This is a genomic window from Streptomyces sp. NPDC048637, from assembly GCF_040650675.1.
In the GTDB taxonomy this organism is placed as follows: Bacteria; Actinomycetota; Actinomycetes; order Streptomycetales; family Streptomycetaceae; genus Streptomyces.
In genome coordinates, this window is sequence record NZ_JBEZHQ010000010.1 from 78,450 (window position 1) to 95,373 (window position 16,924).

Annotated in this window: 15 protein-coding genes; 6 read left to right on the top strand and 9 right to left on the bottom strand. The window is 68.2% G+C overall.

What is annotated here, in order from left to right; genetic code table 11:
* Positions 1–21: 21 nt before the first annotated feature.
* From AB0C46_RS15665 to AB0C46_RS15675, 3 genes are all read left to right on the top strand, one after another.
* Positions 22–1,581: a hypothetical protein gene (locus AB0C46_RS15665; RefSeq protein WP_362828354.1), complete on the top strand. Its 1,560-nt coding sequence runs from the start codon at positions 22–24 to the stop codon at positions 1,579–1,581.
* 116 nt (positions 1,582–1,697) lie between these two features.
* Positions 1,698–2,885, top strand: a complete 1,188-nt coding sequence (locus AB0C46_RS15670) for a S8 family serine peptidase (protein ID WP_362828355.1) — start codon at positions 1,698–1,700, stop codon at positions 2,883–2,885.
* Positions 2,886–3,137: 252 nt separating this feature from the next.
* Complete coding sequence (locus AB0C46_RS15675; protein WP_362828356.1) at positions 3,138–3,641, top strand: FBP domain-containing protein; 504 nt, start codon at positions 3,138–3,140, stop codon at positions 3,639–3,641.
* Positions 3,642–3,761: 120 nt separating this feature from the next.
* Here the strand turns inward: AB0C46_RS15675 and AB0C46_RS15680 are convergent, their stop codons facing one another.
* Positions 3,762–4,991: an alpha/beta hydrolase gene (locus AB0C46_RS15680; protein WP_362828357.1), complete on the bottom strand. Its 1,230-nt coding sequence runs from the start codon at positions 4,989–4,991 to the stop codon at positions 3,762–3,764.
* A 273-nt stretch (positions 4,992–5,264) separates the two neighbouring features.
* Positions 5,265–5,432 (bottom strand): hypothetical protein, encoded by a 168-nt coding sequence (locus AB0C46_RS15685; RefSeq protein ID WP_362828358.1) that lies wholly within the window; start codon positions 5,430–5,432, stop codon positions 5,265–5,267.
* A 353-nt stretch (positions 5,433–5,785) separates the two neighbouring features.
* Between AB0C46_RS15685 and AB0C46_RS15690 the strand changes: the two genes are divergently transcribed.
* Positions 5,786–6,613, top strand: a complete 828-nt coding sequence (locus AB0C46_RS15690) for a hypothetical protein (protein ID WP_362828359.1) — start codon at positions 5,786–5,788, stop codon at positions 6,611–6,613.
* On the opposite strand, the gene AB0C46_RS15695 is transcribed toward AB0C46_RS15690, so the two are convergent.
* From AB0C46_RS15695 to AB0C46_RS15715, 5 genes are all read right to left on the bottom strand, one after another.
* Positions 6,597–7,370 (bottom strand): succinate dehydrogenase iron-sulfur subunit, encoded by a 774-nt coding sequence (locus tag AB0C46_RS15695; protein WP_129294548.1) that lies wholly within the window; start codon positions 7,368–7,370, stop codon positions 6,597–6,599. The two genes, AB0C46_RS15690 and AB0C46_RS15695, sit on opposite strands and share 17 nt — an antisense overlap.
* Positions 7,370–9,124 (bottom strand): succinate dehydrogenase flavoprotein subunit, encoded by a 1,755-nt coding sequence (gene sdhA / locus AB0C46_RS15700; RefSeq protein WP_362828360.1) that lies wholly within the window; start codon positions 9,122–9,124, stop codon positions 7,370–7,372. The genes AB0C46_RS15695 and sdhA overlap by 1 nt, the downstream gene beginning before the upstream one ends.
* Positions 9,125–9,144: 20 nt before the next feature.
* Positions 9,145–9,633: a succinate dehydrogenase hydrophobic membrane anchor subunit gene (locus AB0C46_RS15705; protein WP_362828361.1), complete on the bottom strand. Its 489-nt coding sequence runs from the start codon at positions 9,631–9,633 to the stop codon at positions 9,145–9,147.
* A 6-nt stretch (positions 9,634–9,639) separates the two neighbouring features.
* Positions 9,640–10,020: a succinate dehydrogenase, cytochrome b556 subunit gene (gene sdhC / locus AB0C46_RS15710; RefSeq protein WP_026169539.1), complete on the bottom strand. Its 381-nt coding sequence runs from the start codon at positions 10,018–10,020 to the stop codon at positions 9,640–9,642.
* A 204-nt stretch (positions 10,021–10,224) separates the two neighbouring features.
* Positions 10,225–10,701: a 2-oxo-4-hydroxy-4-carboxy-5-ureidoimidazoline decarboxylase gene (locus AB0C46_RS15715; protein ID WP_362828486.1), complete on the bottom strand. Its 477-nt coding sequence runs from the start codon at positions 10,699–10,701 to the stop codon at positions 10,225–10,227.
* 454 nt (positions 10,702–11,155) lie between these two features.
* On the opposite strand from AB0C46_RS15715, the gene AB0C46_RS15720 reads away from it, so the two are divergent.
* Positions 11,156–12,880, top strand: a complete 1,725-nt coding sequence (locus AB0C46_RS15720; RefSeq protein ID WP_362828362.1) for a glycoside hydrolase family 20 protein — start codon at positions 11,156–11,158, stop codon at positions 12,878–12,880.
* 357 nt (positions 12,881–13,237) lie between these two features.
* On the top strand, positions 13,238–14,743 hold the full coding sequence (locus AB0C46_RS15725) for an ATP-binding protein (protein ID WP_362828363.1): 1,506 nt from the start codon (positions 13,238–13,240) through the stop codon (positions 14,741–14,743).
* 324 nt (positions 14,744–15,067) lie between these two features.
* Here the strand turns inward: AB0C46_RS15725 and AB0C46_RS15730 are convergent, their stop codons facing one another.
* The gene (locus tag AB0C46_RS15730; RefSeq protein WP_362828364.1) at positions 15,068–15,751 is read right to left on the bottom strand and encodes a hypothetical protein; all 684 of its coding nucleotides are present in this window, start codon (positions 15,749–15,751) and stop codon (positions 15,068–15,070) included.
* 166 nt (positions 15,752–15,917) lie between these two features.
* A complete protein-coding gene (locus AB0C46_RS15735; protein ID WP_362828365.1) occupies positions 15,918–16,337 on the bottom strand; it encodes a hypothetical protein in 420 nt (139 codons plus the stop codon).
* Positions 16,338–16,924 lie beyond the last annotated feature (587 nt).

Consider the following 16,924-nt stretch of genomic DNA (forward strand, 5'->3'; position numbering starts at 1 on the left):
ACTGACGATCAGGGGGAGGCCATGCCAGAACTACCCAAGGATTCCGGCAACAAAGAGTACGGGAAGAAGATCGACGAAAAGAACCGAAAGGAGGAGATCGAAGAAAAGTTCAGTTCGTACACGGCCATCAAGAAGTCCGACTCCGACTTTCATAACCACGGACTCGACGCACTCCGGGCGATGGTCAAGAATTCCGACCCGGACGCTATTGAGAGTGCGGGCGATCACTGGCGCAAGTCGGCTGACCGACTTGCAGGTGAAGACGGAAGCGGCGGAATTCGTAAGGCGTTCCTGGACGCTGTCGACCATGCCTCGGCGCACTGGCATGGCACCGCCGCGGATGCATTCCGACGCGAAGCGCAAAAGGTCCTGAAGAAGGTCGACCTGACCTATCGTCATGCGCGGAATGTTGAGGCAGCCCTCATCGGAGGTCGCGGGTCCGGGCCGAAGGGCGGTATTGCGCACAGCTTGCGTGAAGCCAAGAACGCCATGTCGAAGATTGAGGACGCCGGCAGTGTCGAGGGCTTGTTCGACACCAATGGCAAAGATGGCGATGACGCTCAGTTCCACAAGGACATGGCCAACCCGAAGATGGACGCCAAGATGGCGCTCGAGCTCAACCGGGACGGCCTCTCCCTGAGTAAAGAGCGTCAGGTTGAAGCGGTCATCGTCATGGAAGAGCTGGCGAACAATTACCGGGCGCACACACCGAACATTTCCAATGCCATCGGGCCCCCGCCCGGACCTGGCCATGACTGGCCCACCGAGCCCAGGGAGCCTGCGCACCCGGCGCCCGTCAATATGCCGACTCCCGGTGGCCCGCGCGTCAAGCCGTCTCAGCGCTCCCCGCACGGGCCGAGCGGCCCGAGCGCGCCGTTCGACCCGAGTGGTGTGAACATCAAGCCGTCGTCTCCTCCTGTGCGGACGGACCTCGATGGCGTGCAGGGCGGCACCTTGACGCCGGCCAACCCGCATATCCCCGGCGGTGGTTCCACCGGCGGTGGTGGCCACAGCGGCGGTGGGGGCGGCGGTTCGACCGGCATGCCCGGCGGAATGATGCCCGTTATGCCTGGCAGGGGAGGCGGACCCATGGGGCCCGGCGGCGGTGGCCGCAGCGGATCCATGGGTGGCCGAACCGGAGCGGGCCGTACGGGCGTGCCCGGTGGAGCTGGCGCGGGCCGTACAGGTATGCCCGGTGGAGCTGGAGCGGGCCGTACAGGCACGCCTGGCGGAGCTGGCGCGGGCCGTGCGGGTATGCCCGGCGGTGGAATGGGTGGCGGAGCCGGAGGTGGCGCTGCAGGTCGCGGCGGTGCTGCCGGGCGCAGCGGTGCGCAGGCCCGTACCCCTGGTGGCATGGTCGGGAAGCCGGGTGCACCCACGGGTGGCGCCAAGCAGGGCGGCTCCGGGCTGCACCGCAGCCGCGGCGGCGCGAACGCCGGTCAGGGCATGGCAGGCGCCCCTGGAGCCAGGGGGAACGGCAAGGAGAAGGAGCGCACCACCAGTCAGCGCCCCGATTACCTGATCGAGGACGAAGAGACGTGGGCTCCGCAACGTAATGTGGCGCCGCGAGTCATCGAGTAGGGCGGCGAACGCCGACGACGCTGTCGGCGTGAGGGGGTGCTCCGTGCGTCGTCGTCACGGAGCACCTCGTCAGGCGGTCATCATCCGCCCGGAACGGAAGCAATGAGGAGCAAGGCATGAGGGTCACACGAACTCTGCGCGCGACCATCGGTGCTGCGCTGACCGGAGCACTGTTTCTGGCCGCGGGCGGCCCAGCAGTAGCGGACCAAAACCGGGACGCTCAGTGGCCGTTGACCGCTTTCGGCGCCCAGGACATCTGGAAGAAGGGCACCGGCAAGGGTGTCACTGTGGCTGTCATCGAGAAGGCGTTCCGCAAGACCCATCAGGACCTCACGGGCCAGTTTCTCCCGGGCAAGGACTTTCCCAATCCGAGGAATGACGGCGCCCCGAATCTGGAACCGGGTGAAGACCGTCGCGATCACGGTACCGGTATGGCCGGTCTCATCGCCGGGCATGGGCATGGCCCCGGTGGATCTGCAGGTATGAAGGGGCTGTCGCCCGGGGCGAAGATCTTGCCCTTGACGGCGGACAAGACGGTTCCGGATGCAACTCGCTATGCGGTGGATCATGGAGCCGACGTCATCAACATGTCATTCCTGGCCGACCCGAATACGCCGGACATGTGTGAGTCCATCCATTACGCGATGGAAAAGGGCGTCGTGGTGGTGGCGGGCGTCGGCAATGATGGGCAGTCGGAGAAGAATCTGCCGTCCGCCTGCCCCGGTGCGATCGGCGTTGGCGCGGTCGACGAGTACGGGAAGGTCTGGGACATGAGCAACTACAACTCCGCTGTCGACCTTCTTGCGCCCGGCGTGGATGTTCCGGTCCTTGGCGGAAAGAGCGATTCTCACTACGGCACGACCGACGGTACTTCCGTCGCCACCGCCTACGTCTCCGCCACGGTCGCTCTGCTCCGCGAAAGGTACCCCGACCTCACTCCGGGGCAAATCGCCAACCGCCTTGTGAAGACAGCCGGTCTGAGCCCTTCCGTGAAGAAGAAGCACCTCAAACTTCCCGATAACCACTACGGGTATGGCTACGTCATTCCCGAGGCAGCTCTGAACGAGGACATCCCCGCAGGCCCCGCGCAGGGCCCCCTGCCCATGCCGAAGGGCAAGGCGTCCAAGACGCCCGTCACCGCCGGCTTGAAAGATGGACCGAACCCAAACCCGCCCATGGGCATCGGTGAAAGGCTCGCGCTCTTCGGCGGTATCGGTGTCGGTGTGCTGGTCGTCATCGGGGCCGTCATCGCCATCGTGCTGTCCCGTCGCCGCAAGCGCGCCAGCGCCCAGAGCTGGGGCTGAGCTACAACACGCAGCCACAACGAGCCCCGGCCCGCGCCCCCCGAGTCCGCAGAGCAACGCAACGAGCCGCTGTCCGTACACGTACGGGACAGCGGCTCGTTCGGTTCTCCACACCCCGTGCTCGTTGCTGGCCCGGGGGCCGACTTGATGTCCGCGCCGGCCAACGTCTGCCGTTCCAGCCAGTTGTGTGCCCATGTGAGGCGGAAAAAATCGGGCGACATTCCTCCGGGCGCGCTGTTAGTTTCGGGCGCCATGGACCCCGTAGGTGAAAAAGCAATACGTGCCTCCTTCGTCAATTGCTCGAAGGGTGAGGCGAGCAGAATCCATCTGCCTGTGGGGCTGGTCGAACTTCCTTGGGGAGAGCTGGACTTCTTGGGGTGGCGGGACCCGGGGGCGCCGGACCGAAGTTATCTGGTCGCGCCGCGAGGGGACGGGGTCATCGGGGTGACGCTGCGGGTGCCGCAGGGTGTGCGGCGGAGCTTCACCAAGACGACGGTGTGTTCGGTCTGTGTGACCGGGCACCCCGGGTCCGGAGTCAGCCTGCTCGCCGCGCGCCGGGCCGGGGCGCTGGGACGGCAGGGGAACACCGTCGGGACTTATCTGTGCGCCGATCTCGCCTGCTCCCTGTATGTCCGGGGACGTAAGCGGTCCCAGCTCGCCGGGCGGCATGAGGAGACGCTGCCGCTGGAGGAGCGGATCGCCCGTACCGTACAGAACCTGGACGCCTTCCTGGACAAGGTTCTTGAGGGCGCGTGAGCAGCGCGGCGGCAGTGGTGGACGTGGAGCGATAGCGGAATCGGGGGGAGGAGGGGGAGCGGGCGGCCGCTCCCCCTCCTCCCCCTCTGGGCGAATCGCGCCGGACCGGCCGGGGTGAGGTCAGGGCTTCTGGAAGATGACCTCGGGGTTGGCGGTGGACGGGCCGTCCAGCAGGGGCCGGGGTATGCCGCGCAGCTGCTTGTCGAAGAAGGCGCTCACATAGTCACGGGTGATCTCGCCGGAGCGCTTGCCGGAGATCGGGGCCGTGGGGTCGGTGACGCCGAGCTGTGCGCCCAGGACCGGCAGGTCGATAAAGGTGAAGTGGCCGGCGTCGCGCACCGTGAGCCAGCGCTTCCAGCCGTCCAGGCGGCGCCAGTCGCGCAGCCAGCTGGTGTCCTTGTCGCCCGGCGCATGGCCGTTGAGGCCGCCGAGCATCAGGAAAGGCCGCCCGTCGAGCCCGGAGCGCGGGACGGGTGCGAAGAAGGTGCCGTCCATGTTCACCCCCGCGCGGATCCGGTGGTCGGCCGCCATGGCGCTTGCCGCGCTGTTGCCGCCGATGGAGTGTCCGGCGGTGCCGATCCGCTTCGGGTCGATCATTGCCGAGTGCCGCCAGGCCGGGGCGTGGTGCCGGCCGGGAGCCGCCGTCAGGGTGTCGATGACGAAGGAGATATCGGCGGCGCGTCCGGTGGCGACCTTGGCCAGCAGCTTCCGCTGGGCCTTCTCGGGGGCCTTGTTGACCGTGTCACAGGCGACACAGGTGAGGGTACGGCCGCCGGGGAAGGTGGTGCCGAAGGACTCGTGGGCGTGGTCGAGAAGGGCGACGACATAGCCGCGGGAGGCCAGTTCCTCGGCGAGCAGGGAGAGCGTCGCACGGTTGAGGGTGAAGCCCGGAGAGAGCACCACCAGGGGGTGCCTACCGCCGATGGCGCGGGCGCCGGTGCGGGCGTGGGTCCGGGTGGCGGCGAGCTGCTCGGGCGGCAGCTCGTCCGCGCGCTGGATGCCCTCCAGCAGAAGCCGCGCCTCTTCGGTGGTCATGTAGGGAGCGCGGGCGCCGCCGGTGCCGGGGCGGGCCGGGTAGTACATCGACGCCATCAGCTCACGCGGGCCCGCGGACGGCACCCAAGGGTCCCCGCGGTGGGTGTCGGTGAGGGGGAGGGTGTCGCGTCCGATCGCGTACGGCCCGGTGGGGCGGGGGAGTTCGAGGCGCGGATGGGCGGCAGGGGCCGAGGGGGACGCGGTGTGGGCGGCGGGCGGCGCGGGGGCCGCGACGGCGGTGCCCGCGGCAGTGAGGGGCAGGGGGAGCGTGACGGCGAGGAGTAACGCGGCTGCGCCACGGCGAATTCGGTTCATGATCAGAGCGTAAGCAGAGCCCCTCGCTGCCGGTACTGACGAAAGTAATGAGGTGCGGAGAGGGCGCCACCGAAAGTCTCCGAAGCCAACCGGCCGTGCCCGCCACCGAAAGTCTTCGAAGCCCCCGGCCGTGCCCGCCACCGAAAGTCTTCGAAGCCCCCGGCCGTGCCCGCCACCGAAAGTCTTCGAAGCCCCCGGCCGTGCCCGCCCCCGGCCGTGCCCCCCCGGTCGTGCCCGCCCCCGGCCGTGCCCGCCACGACCGCACCTCCCCCGTCACAACCCATGCCGGCCGAGGAAGTCCTGGATCAGGCCCTGCCACTCCTCCCACTCCTCCCACTCCTCCGGGCGCACGCCCATGGCGACGGTGATGCCCAGGGCGGCGGCCCCAGGCTGACGCCGGGTGCGTTCCCCTGCGGCGTCATGGCGCGACAGATGGCTCAACTTGCGGAAAAAGGAGGCAAGTTGGACCGGCGGCGGCGGGCGCCGCCCTCGAAGCCTCTGCGCAGATCACCCGAGCCCGCCGGGCAGAGGACGAGGCACTGGCGGCGCAGGCGCTGCGGTCGCCCCGAGCGGCGCGGGAGAGGGATCCCCGTGGGGCGCGGGAGAGGGATCCCCGTGGGGCACGGGAGAGGGATCCCCGTGGGGCACGGGAGAGGGATCCCCGTGGGGCACGGGAGAGGGATCCCCGTGGGGCACGGGAGGCTACCCGCGGGTTTCGGTTGCGGCAATGCTCTCGCCGGACAGATCCTCGTGGCACGCCGCTCGGGGAGGCGGCGCAGAACCAGGGGGACCACGTGCTGCGAGTGCACTTCACCGCGCAGGATCTGGCGCGTACGAGGGTGGCCGAAGGGGCCGACCCGTTATGGGAGACGGTGCTGAGCCTGCACGCCCTGCGGGAGAGCCGGACCGAACCGGCGCTGGCCGCCTGGCGCCAGCACGCCGTACGGCACGGGCCGGGGCCGCTGCGGTCCTTGCTGCCGCTGGTGCCGCGGTACGGCTACTTCCCGGACTTCCTCACGCCGTTCGCGGGCCTGGACGGGGTCGAGCCCGGCCTGGAGGCCGTGATGAGCACCCCGCGGGAGCGGCTGCGGTCCGAGCTGACGCTGCTGTCCGGGCACCGGGCGCTGCCGGGCTGGGCGCGCGGGCTCGCGGACGGTGAGCCGGCCGCGCTGCGTCATCTCGCGCGCAGTCTGCGGACGTACCACCACCGGGCGGTGGCACCGAGCTGGCCGCGGATCGCCGAACGGGTGGGCGCCGACCGGGCGTTGCGGAGGCATGCGCTGGGGCAGTCCGGGGCGGAGGCGATGCTGCGGACGTTCGGGCCGGTGATGCGCTGGCGGCCGCCGGTGCTGGAGGTCAGCTATCCGGTGGAGCGGGAGCTGTTCCTGGAGGGGCGGGGGCTGGTGTTCGTTCCGTCCTACTTCTGCCGCGACGTACCGGTGGCCCTGGTGGACGAGGCCTTGCCGCCGGTGCTCGTGTACCCGGCGAGGGAGAAGGAGAGCGTGCATGCCGAAGGGCCCCGCCTCCGGGGGTACGGAGGCGGGGCCCTTCGGGAGGTGCCGGCTCTGCTCGGCGGCCGGGTCGGAACCCGGCTCGCCGCCGGTCTCAGAAGCGCCGGGTGATCAGTGCCCGCTTGACTTCCTGGATGGCCTTGGTGACCTCGATACCGCGCGGGCAGGCGTCCGTGCAGTTGAAGGTCGTCCGGCAGCGCCAGACGCCGTCCTTGTCGTTGAGGATTTCGAGCCGCTGCTCGCCGCCCTCGTCACGCGAGTCGAAGATGAAGCGGTGCGCGTTGACGATCGCCGCCGGGCCGAAGTACTGGCCGTCGTTCCAGAACACCGGGCACGAGGACGTGCAGGCGGCGCACAGGATGCACTTGGTGGTGTCGTCGAAGCGCTCGCGGTCCTCGGCGGACTGGCGCCGCTCACGGGTCGGCTCGTTGCCGGTCGTGATGAGGAAGGGCATCACGTCCCGGTACGCCTGGAAGAAGGGCTCCATGTCGACGACAAGGTCCTTCATCACCGTGAGGCCCTTGATGGCCTCGACCGTGATCGGCTTCTCCGGGTTGATGTCCTTGATCAGCGTCTTGCAGGCGAGACGGTTGCGGCCGTTGATGCGCATGGCGTCCGAGCCGCAGATGCCGTGGGCGCAGGAACGGCGGAAGGTCAGCGTCCCGTCGAGCTCCCACTTGATCTTGTGGAGGGCGTCCAGGACGCGCTCCTTCGGGTCGATCTCCAGCTGGAAGTCCTCCCAGCTGGCGTCCTCCGAGACCTCCGGGTTGAACCGGCGGATCCGGAAGGTGACCGTGATCAGATGCGAAGCGCCGTCCTCGGCCGCGTCCAGTGCCGCGGAGTGCTTGTCGAGAGTCGGGGTGCTCATCAGTACTTACGCTCCATCGGCTGGTAGCGGGTCTGCACGACCGGCTTGTAGTCGAGGCGGATCGACTCGGCGCCGTCTGCGCCCACCTCGCGGTACGCCATGGTGTGCCGCATGAAGTTGACGTCGTCGCGGTTGGGGTAGTCCTCGCGGTAGTGACCGCCGCGGGACTCCTTGCGGGCCAGCGCGGACACCGCCATGACCTCGGCCAGGTCGAGGAGGTTGCCCAGCTCGATGGCCTCCAGCAGGTCGGTGTTGAACCGCTTGCCCTTGTCCTGGACGGACACGTTCAGGTAGCGCTCGCGCAGCTCGCCGATCTTCTCGACCGCGGTCTTGATCGTCTGCTCGGTGCGGAACACCATCACATTGGCGTCCATGCACTCCTGCAGCTCCTTGCGGATCTCGGTGACCCGCTCGGTGCCGTTGGAGTCGCGCAGCCGCTCGACCTGGTCGATGACCTGCTGCGCCGGGTCCTCGGGGAGCTCGACGAAGTCGGCGGTGGCCGAGTACTCCGCCGCCGCGATGCCGGCCCGGCGCCCGAAGACGTTGATGTCCAGGAGCGAGTTGGTGCCCAGGCGGTTGGCGCCGTGGACCGAGACGCAGGCGACCTCGCCGGCCGCGTACAGGCCCGGCACGACGGTGGTGTTGTCCGCCAGGACCTCACCCTCGACGTTCGTCGGGATGCCGCCCATGGCGTAGTGCGCGGTCGGCTGGATCGGGATCGGGTCCGTGTAGGGCTCGATGCCGAGGTAGGTCCGCGCGAACTCGGTGATGTCCGGGAGCTTGGCGTCCAGCTGCTCCGGCGGCAGGTGGGTGAGGTCCAGGAAGACGTGGTCGCCCTCGGGACCGCAGCCGCGGCCCTCGCGGATCTCCGTGTAGATGGAGCGCGAGACGACGTCACGCGAGGCGAGGTCCTTCATGACGGGCGCGTACTTCTCCATGAAGCGCTCGCCGTCCTTGTTGCGGAGGATGCCGCCCTCACCACGGGCGCCTTCCGTCAGCAGGATGCCCATGCGCCAGATGCCCGTCGGGTGGAACTGGAAGAACTCCATGTCCTCCAGCGGCAGCCCGCGGCGGTAGGCCGCGGCCTGGCCGTCACCGGTCAGGGTGTGCGCGTTGGAGGTCACCTTGAAGAACTTGCCGGTGCCGCCGGACGCGAAGATGATCGCCTTCGCCTGGAAGACGTGGATCTCGCCGGTGGCCAGCTCGTACGCGACGACGCCCGCGGACTTCTTGACGCCGTCGACGTCCTGGAGCAGCAGGTCGAGCACGTAGAACTCGTTGAAGAACTCCACGCCCTCCTTGACGCAGTTCTGGTACAGCGTCTGGAGGATCATGTGGCCGGTGCGGTCCGAGGCGTAGCAGGACCGGCGGACCGGGGCCTCACCGTGGTTACGGGAGTGACCGCCGAAGCGGCGCTGGTCGATCGTGCCGTCCGGCGTGCGGTTGAACGGCAGGCCCATCTTCTCCAGGTCGAGGACCGAGTCGATGGCCTCCTTCGCCAGGATCTCGGCGGCGTCCTGGTCGACCAGGTAGTCGCCGCCCTTGATCGTGTCGAAGGTGTGCCACTCCCAGTTGTCTTCCTCGACGTTCGCGAGGGCCGCGGCCATACCGCCCTGGGCGGCGCCGGTGTGGGAGCGGGTCGGGTAGAGCTTCGTCAGGACCGCGGTGCGGCTGCGCTTCGTCGACTCGATGGCCGCACGCATGCCCGCGCCGCCGGCGCCGACGATGACGGTGTCGTACTTGTGGATCTTCATGGTTCCAGTCAGCCCCGGCCTTAGGAGATGTTCGGGTCGAAGGTGAAGATCACCAGCGTGCCCAGAAGGACGGTGAACACCGTCGCGGTGTACAGCAGCATCTTCAGCCAGAAGCGGGTGTTGTCCCGCTGCGCGTAGTCGTTGATGACCGTACGCAGGCCGTTGGCGCCGTGCAGCATGGCCAGCCACAGCATCAGCAGGTCCCAGACCTGCCAGAACGGCGAGGCCCAGCGGCCGGCCACGAACGCGAAGCCGATCTTGGAGACGCCGCCGTCGAGGACCAGCTGGATCAGCAGGTGACCCAGGACCAGGACGACCAGCACGATGCCGGACAGCCGCATGAACAGCCAGCCGTACAGCTCGAAGTTCGTGCGGGTCGACTTCGGGGTCTTGCCGGTGCGCTTGCGCGGCGGCTCGATGACCGGAGCCGGGTGGTCCACGTCGTAGAGCGAGACGCTGTCGGGCGCGCCCGCCGCGGTGGCACCTGCGGAGGTGGTTTCAGCAGACATCTCGCGTCAGCTCCCGAACAGCGTGCGCAGGGTGTGCTGCAGCACGGGGTAGAAGGCACCGGCCATCAGTACGGCCCAGATACCGACAACGGTCCACAGCAGCTGCTTCTGGTACTTCGGGCCCTTCGACCAGAAGTCCACGGCGATGACCCGGAGGCCGTTGAGCGCGTGGAAGAGGATGGCGGCCACCAGGCCGTACTCCATCACGTTGACGATCGGCGTCTTGTAGGTCGCAACGACGTCGTCGTACGCCTCAGGGGAGACGCGTACGAGTGCGGTGTCGAGGACGTGAACGAACAGGAAGAAGAAGATGAGGACGCCGGTGACTCGATGAGCCACCCAGGACCACATGCCTTCCCGGCCGCGGTACAGCGTTCCAGCCGGCACGGAAAAACCCTCCGGGAGCGGGGATTGGGGCCAGCCGGCTTCTCTGTCGGTCGGGCCCGGCCGGGTACGGTCCACCGGCCCTGGCCATCGTAGCGACGTGCTGTCGGTTCCTTGCGCCGGGGTCCTTAGGTGTGATCAAACAGGCACCAACGGGCTATCACCCAAGCACCAACCGGAACGTTCCCGGTCACAAGCCGCGATCCCTCACGGGCCGGAGGCCGTCAGCCGGGTCAGCCGCCCGCGGGTCAGCCGGCGCAGTTCGTCCGCGGCGACCGCCCGCTCCTCGTCCGGTTCATTGCCCAGCCGGGTGCGGATCCCGGACAGCACCTGGTCGAGCAGCTCCTCGTCGCGGTAGCCGTCCAGGCAGATCACGAAGACATGGCGGAAGCGCCGCTCGTACTCGGCGTGCGCGGCGCGCAGCGCGGTGTGGGCGGCCAGCGTGCCGGGACCGCGGGCGCCGACGAGCGGCTGGGAGGAGAGCGACTCCTCGGCGAGCGCCCCGTCCAGCTCGGCCGCGGTCAGGTCGTAACAGGCCTCGTCGGCCGCGGCGAACAGGGACTCCGGATCGGGGTACGGGCGGTGCGCGGCGACCCGCTCGGCCCAGCGGCGGCTGCCGCAGCAGCTCAGGAGCACGGCCAGGGCGTCCTCCCGGGGGAGGGCGTTGAAGCGGACGAGCCCGATGCCCTCGGTGCGGGGGTGCGGCAGCGCGGCATCGAGGACCCGCGACGATATGCCGCGCCGCGGGGGCTGCGGAGGGTGCAGCGTCGTCGGCCGGGCGGCCGGGATGTCACCGGACAGCGTGGGCTCCTCGGACGGATGCGAATAGGTCGGTTCGACAGGTGCGGGACGGGCGACTGAAGGAAGCTGGGGGAGAAGCGGACCGAAGCCGGGACGCGTACGAAGCGGCGGCGGGTATGGCGGTGGTGCGTGTGCGACGACACCCCGGGCGGTATCCGGCGGTTCCGGGAGCCCTGTGAAGGGGGTGACGAAGGAAACGCCACGCTAACGACGCTTGGCGACCACTGTCCGACGGATGCGCGAATTTCACCCGGATGGGAGAGCTTTCGCACGTTCCCTGGACGACCGGCTCCGCACACCTGGCAATGCCTTCGCCCCGAAAAGTGAGGATTGCACGATGTCGAACCCGATGCGGCCGCCGCGTGCCCCGCGGCCCTCGGCCTCCCCGCTCCCCGTGACGCGGCCGACGGCGGGCAAGGGCCCGGCGGCCCGGTCCGCGCTGCCGGCCGCGGCGCTCGCCGCTGCCCTGCTGCTCGCCGGCTGCTCCGACGCCGCGGACACCGAGCCGCCCGGGAGCACCAGCGCCAAGGTCAACCCCACGCCCGCCGCCACCCCGACCTGGGCACCGGTGACCGGGCAGCCGCAGGTCATCCCCGCCGTCCGCGACTTCCGCCGGGCCGACGGCCGCGGCTGGCGGCCCACCAACGGGGCCCGGGTGGTGGTCCCGGCCGGAGAGAAGAGCAATGTCGCCGACGAGGCCCAGCGGATGGCCCGCGACCTCGGCGGGCTGACCGTCGTCTACGGCGACGAGACCGTACGGCCGGGCGACATCGAGGTGAAGCTGACCGGCAAGAACGGTGCGGACCAGGCGAACAATGTGCCCGTCCAGGGCGCCGCCGACGAGGCCTACACGCTCACCGCCGACGGCACCCGGCTCACTCTCACGGCCCCCACCGACGCCGGAATTTTCTACGGCACCCGCACCGTCAAGCAGGCGGTGCGCGCCGCCGGCGGGCTTCCCGAGGGCACCATCCAGGACCGGCCGGGCCGTCCGCAGCGCGGAATGTCACTGGACAACGCCCGTAAGCCGTTCACCCAGGACTGGATCGAGGCCCGGATCCGGGAGATCGCCGACCTCAAGCTCAACCAGTTCCAGCTGCACTTCTCCGACGACCAGGGCTTCCGCATCCAGAGCGACACCCACCCCGAGATCGTCTCCGCCGACCATCTCACCAAGGCCCAGATCCGCCAGATCGTCGCGCTCGCGCGCAGTCTGCACATCTCCGTCGTCCCGGAACTCGACTCGCCCGGCCACCTGGGCGCCGTGCTCAAGCACTATCCCGACCTGCTGCTGCACCGCGCATCGGGCAGCGTGGTCCCCGGTGCGATCGATATCTCCAACCCCAAGGCGGCCCCGCTGATCGACTCGCTGCTGAAGGAAATGAGCGAGCTGTTCACCAACCCCAAGGGCGCGCCCGCCTACTGGCACCTGGGCGGAGATGAGTACCAGGCTCTGCTGTCGTCCACCCCGGCGACCACATATCCGCAGCTCACCCGGGCCGCACGGCAGAAGTACGGACCCAACGGCACCATCGAGGACCTGGCGACCGGCTGGCTCAACGACCGGCAGAAGACCGTCGAGGCGAAGGGCAAGAACCGTATCGAGGCCTGGAACGACGGATTCTTCTCCAGTCCGCGGGTGTCCCCCGACAAGAACCGGATGGTCGACTACTGGACCGGCAAGGAGGTCGGGCACCCCGACCCCGCGACGTTCCTGCGCGAGGGCCGCAACGTCATGAACTTCAACGACGAGTACCTCTACTACGTCCTCGGCGAGCCGAACCAGTTCGTCTACCCGACCGGCCAGCGGATCTACGAGAGCTGGACCCCGCTGGTGATCCGCGGGACCCGGCCGGTGGCGGTGCCCGCGAACATGACCGGTCCGGACCGGATCCCCGGGGCGCGCTTCGCGATCTGGTGCGACCGGTCGCAGGCACAGACCGCACCGCAGGTGGCGGCGGGAATCCGGCTGCCGCTGGCGGCGCTGGCGCAGAAGACCTGGGACCCGCGGACGCCCGCCCTGTCCTGGACGGACTTCAAGGCACTGGCCAACCGGGTGTGAGAGCGGGCCCGGTAAGAAACGGGTGAGAGAACGAGGACGGCCGGGGCCGCCACCCCTGTCCCGATCGAGCCGCAAAGGGCCTCTGAACAGGCACTTTGTTGCCCTGGTGCAGGTTCTCGATTACTGCCTGGATCGGCCTTCATCTGAGGGCTTCTGAGTGTTCCTGACCGCTGTTGGTCACGCGTTGGTCATGCGGCCAACCGTCGGTTCGGTCGCTGGGAAGTGGTGAAGGCCGTCGTGCATCTGCCGAGCATCCCGTCGGATCCGTTGGGCTCCGTTGCCTCATGGGCATACCCCAGTACGACGCATTCTGTCGAAGTAGACTTAGACGAATTTCGTCGCAGTCTAGGAGGGTGAGTGAAGAAGAGCCTGCCGATCAAGCCGGACGACGTGGTCGACCGGGACCGGGAGTGGGATCTGCTCGCTGAGTTCCTCACTGATCCGGATCCGGCGATGCGGCTCGGCATTGTGTCGGGGAGGCGGCGGTATGGGAAGTCGTACCTTCTGCAGGCCCTGTCCGAGCAGGTCGGTGGCCTGTACGTCACAGCGGTCCGGGAGGAGGGGCGGCTGCCCGCGATCCAGCGGTTCAGTGACGCGGTCGCTGCCCATGCCGGCCTGCGGCCAGGGAGTCTGCGTCTGACCGACTGGCGTGACGTGCTGTCCAATGCCCTTGATGTGACCGCCCGTTCGTCACACCCGCTTCTGGTGATCGACGAGTTGCCGTACTTGCTCCAGCACTCGCCTGAAATCCCGGGGCTGCTGCAACAGCTCTACGACGAACGTCAGCGGGGCGCCCGGCCTGGTGCCGGGCCGGGTCCGCGGCTGATCCTGTGCGGCTCGGCGATGAGCGTGATGCACGAACTACTTTCGGGGACCAAGCCGCTGCGGGGTCGGGCCGTGGTTGATCTACGGCTGGGCGCCTTCGACTACCGTGAGAGCCGGGCGTTCTGGCAGATCGCCGACCCGCTGACCGCGCTGAAGGTGCACGCGGTCTTGGGCGGCGCCCCCGGCTACCGACCGGTGGCCGCCCGGCCGCATCCGGACGACGGCTTCGACACCTGGCTCACCCGGACGCTGTTGGACCCGGGGCGGGCGGTGTACTCGCGTACGGAGACCGAGTACCTGCTGCGTGAGGACCCGAGGATCACGCAGCACACGCTGTACTACGACATCCTCACCGCTATCGCGCAGGGCGCCAGTACCCCGAGCAAGATCGGTGCCGCCCTGGAACGCCCACGCAACGCCGTCGCTCACCCGCTCGGAGTGCTGGAATCCACCGGATACGTCCGGCGGGAGCAGGACATCCTCCGCGCCAGGCACCCCGTCATCACGCTCGCCGACCCCGTCATCCGCTTCAACCAGCTCATCGCCGTCCCGCAGGCCGCCGCCGTGGAACAGGGATTCGCCGAGCAGGTGTGGCAACAGGCCGCTCCGACCTTCAACTCCAAGATCCTCGGGCCGCACTTCGAGGACCTGGCCCGTGACTTCACCCGTCGTTACGCCCACACCCTTTTGCCCGGTGGACTGCCCGGCCCGGTCGGCACCACCGAGGTCGCCGACCAGGCCGCCCGGACCAAGCACGAGGTCGATGTCATCGCCCTGGCCGCCGGCGAGCGCCCGCAGGCTCCCCGCGCGAGGATCGCGCTGCTGGGCGAGGCCAAGGCGACCGCCGCCCGCCGTGGGACTGGTGACCTGGAGCGCCTGGAACGTATCCGTGCCCTGCTCGCAGATCAGAGGTACGACACCGCTGCCACCACTCTGGTCCTGTACTCACTGCACGGCTTCTACCCCGACCTGGTGGACCTGGCCGACCGCCGAGACGACCTCCTCCTGGTCGATCTGCCCGCCCTCTACGGCGGCTGACACCAAGAGCGGCCTGCCTTCGAACCAGGTGCGCGTCCCCAGGACCGGTTCGGGCAGGCCGTGTAAGAAGTGCGACAGCCTGGCGGCCGACAAGGCTTACAGCAATGGACTCTGCCGCGATTACGTGCGGCAACGGGCATCAGCCACACGATCCCGGAGAAGACCGACAGCCAGGCCGCCCGCCTGCGAAAGGGCTCGCGCGGCGGACGGCCACCTGACTTCGACGGGGACCGCTACAAGAAACGCAACACCGTCGAAGGGGCGATCAATCGCCTGAGACAGTCCCGGGCAGTCGCCACCAGCTACGACAAGCGCGGACAAGTCCTAGTCGTAGTCGCCGTGGAGGGCGGCTTCTGCGACCTCTAGGGGTATGTCCAGGTCGGCGTCCGATGCCTCTATTTCCTCTGAACCGTTGAGTTGAAGTTGGCACCACGGGCATGTCAGAGCCACAGCGACCGCACCCTTGTCCGAGGAGGGCTCCACCGTCACCTGCGCCTCCCTGCCGCAGGCTGGGCAGCCCGCACCACCAGTCACGGAAACGATGTCTCCGTCAGCATCGGGATTTTCCGCTCCGAAGAAGAAGCTGAAGCGGGACGTCTTGGGCCGGAGCCGGAGCTCCTTGGGCAAGGGCAGCCCCTCAAGGCGATCCTCCAGACGGTGTCGAGCCTGACTGATACGGAGTTGGACGTCCTGGAAGACCGCGTCCCTCTGCTCGTCCACTGCGTCCCTGACGGCCTTCGTCCACCGCTCCCAGAAGTCGTCCAGTGGCCTGCTGACATCACTAAGCAGCGTCTCGATCGTCCGGGCGAGCGGAGAAATCATCCCCTTGGCCAGAGTGCTGTCCGGGACGGCATGGACCGCGCCGTTGCGCATCTCGATCAGCAGGTCGAGATCGGTATCGGTCTTGAGCACACCGATCTTCCGGAGCCGCTTGATGGCCTCTGCGGCCCCAACGGTGCGGACCTTCTCCTCGCCCAACTGAACATGTCCGCCGAGATGCATGACCATGTCCGCGCAGCCGTTGCGGATCTCCGCGACGTAGACCGGATTCTTCGCGGCGAGGGCCGCCTTGGCGAGCTTCTCGACCGCGACACCGGCGTGCGGAGGAACTCACGGGCCCCGTCTGGACATGGCGCGATTGTTTGATTGGGCGACTGATCCTGAGTGGCTGGACTCAGTCGTCTGAAAGCGGCTCTCTTCCGCCCCAATGGAAGGTATATGCGGGCGGGTCAGAGTTGTAGTCGCAGCGAACCCCGGTGTCTGGCAACTCAAATTCGTCGTGCAGCCAGCCGTCCATGGCGATCGCGGCGACTTCCGGGCGATAATCCGCAGGGGCATAGGTCAGGCTATGAATCTTGATATACACCCCTTCGGGGTGCCTTGACGAAATCGACCGTCCGGACAGTGATGCGCCAAAGCATAGCCAGGTCAGGTCGGTCCAATAGATGCCTTCATGAGGGAGGATCCAGAAACTTTGATAGATCTGTACCCCGTTGCTGGGTGGAGTCTGCAATCGAAGGCTCTCTGCGGTCAATTTGGCCGCAAGGCCACCCAAAGGCGAGATTTTGCTGCGATATTTGAACACGCGTTCCACGAGATGGCCCGTCAGTCGAATTTCAGGAGATGGAATATGCGCTTACTGAAATAGTTCTCTGGGCCCAGGCCTGTGGGGCCGCGTACGTAATCATAGTCATGTGGATGACCGTCTCCGTAGATCCGGCTATGTCGACCTGCCCATGCCTCGGCGTCGTCCGGTGATTTCTCCCACATTTCAATCTGATCGCGTCTCCGCAACCCCTGGAAGGCGTCGCCTACCAAGGCCGGGCCGACGGTTTCGCCGATGGCCATGCCTGCTGTGGCGGCGGTGACCGAGTCGTGTTGGCCGTACCGCGGCCGATGAGCAGGGTGTAGGGGGCGGGGTTAGCCCGGAGGGTGGGACCGCGGGGAGGGAGAAGTCGTCGATCAGGCGGACGGCGACCTCCACCGGCAGCCGCCACCACGCCCACGATCCGGCAGATCAAGGCCCAGTAGAGGAAGTGCCTGACCCTCGACGATGCGGGCACGGCACGCCTCCTTGGGGACATCCGGACGCCTTGGCGGTAAGCGTGCCTGCAGGCCACTGCACTTCTGCACGTGTGACGCGCCGCTGTGGACGACGTACACGGCCACCGGCACCCGGCG

Coding starts and splice junctions, on each gene's coding strand:
- AB0C46_RS15695 (WP_129294548.1), bottom strand. CDS start 7,370: ATGAGCACCCCGACTCTCGACAAGCACTCCGCGGCACTGGACGCGGCC.
- AB0C46_RS15680 (WP_362828357.1), bottom strand. CDS start 4,991: ATGAACCGAATTCGCCGTGGCGCAGCCGCGTTACTCCTCGCCGTCACG.
- AB0C46_RS15705 (WP_362828361.1), bottom strand. CDS start 9,633: ATGTCTGCTGAAACCACCTCCGCAGGTGCCACCGCGGCGGGCGCGCCC.
- AB0C46_RS15665 (WP_362828354.1), top strand. CDS start 22: ATGCCAGAACTACCCAAGGATTCCGGCAACAAAGAGTACGGGAAGAAG.
- AB0C46_RS15730 (WP_362828364.1), bottom strand. CDS start 15,751: ATGGTCATGCATCTCGGCGGACATGTTCAGTTGGGCGAGGAGAAGGTC.
- AB0C46_RS15670 (WP_362828355.1), top strand. CDS start 1,698: ATGAGGGTCACACGAACTCTGCGCGCGACCATCGGTGCTGCGCTGACC.
- AB0C46_RS15675 (WP_362828356.1), top strand. CDS start 3,138: ATGGACCCCGTAGGTGAAAAAGCAATACGTGCCTCCTTCGTCAATTGC.
- sdhA (WP_362828360.1), bottom strand. CDS start 9,124: ATGAAGATCCACAAGTACGACACCGTCATCGTCGGCGCCGGCGGCGCG.
- AB0C46_RS15720 (WP_362828362.1), top strand. CDS start 11,156: ATGTCGAACCCGATGCGGCCGCCGCGTGCCCCGCGGCCCTCGGCCTCC.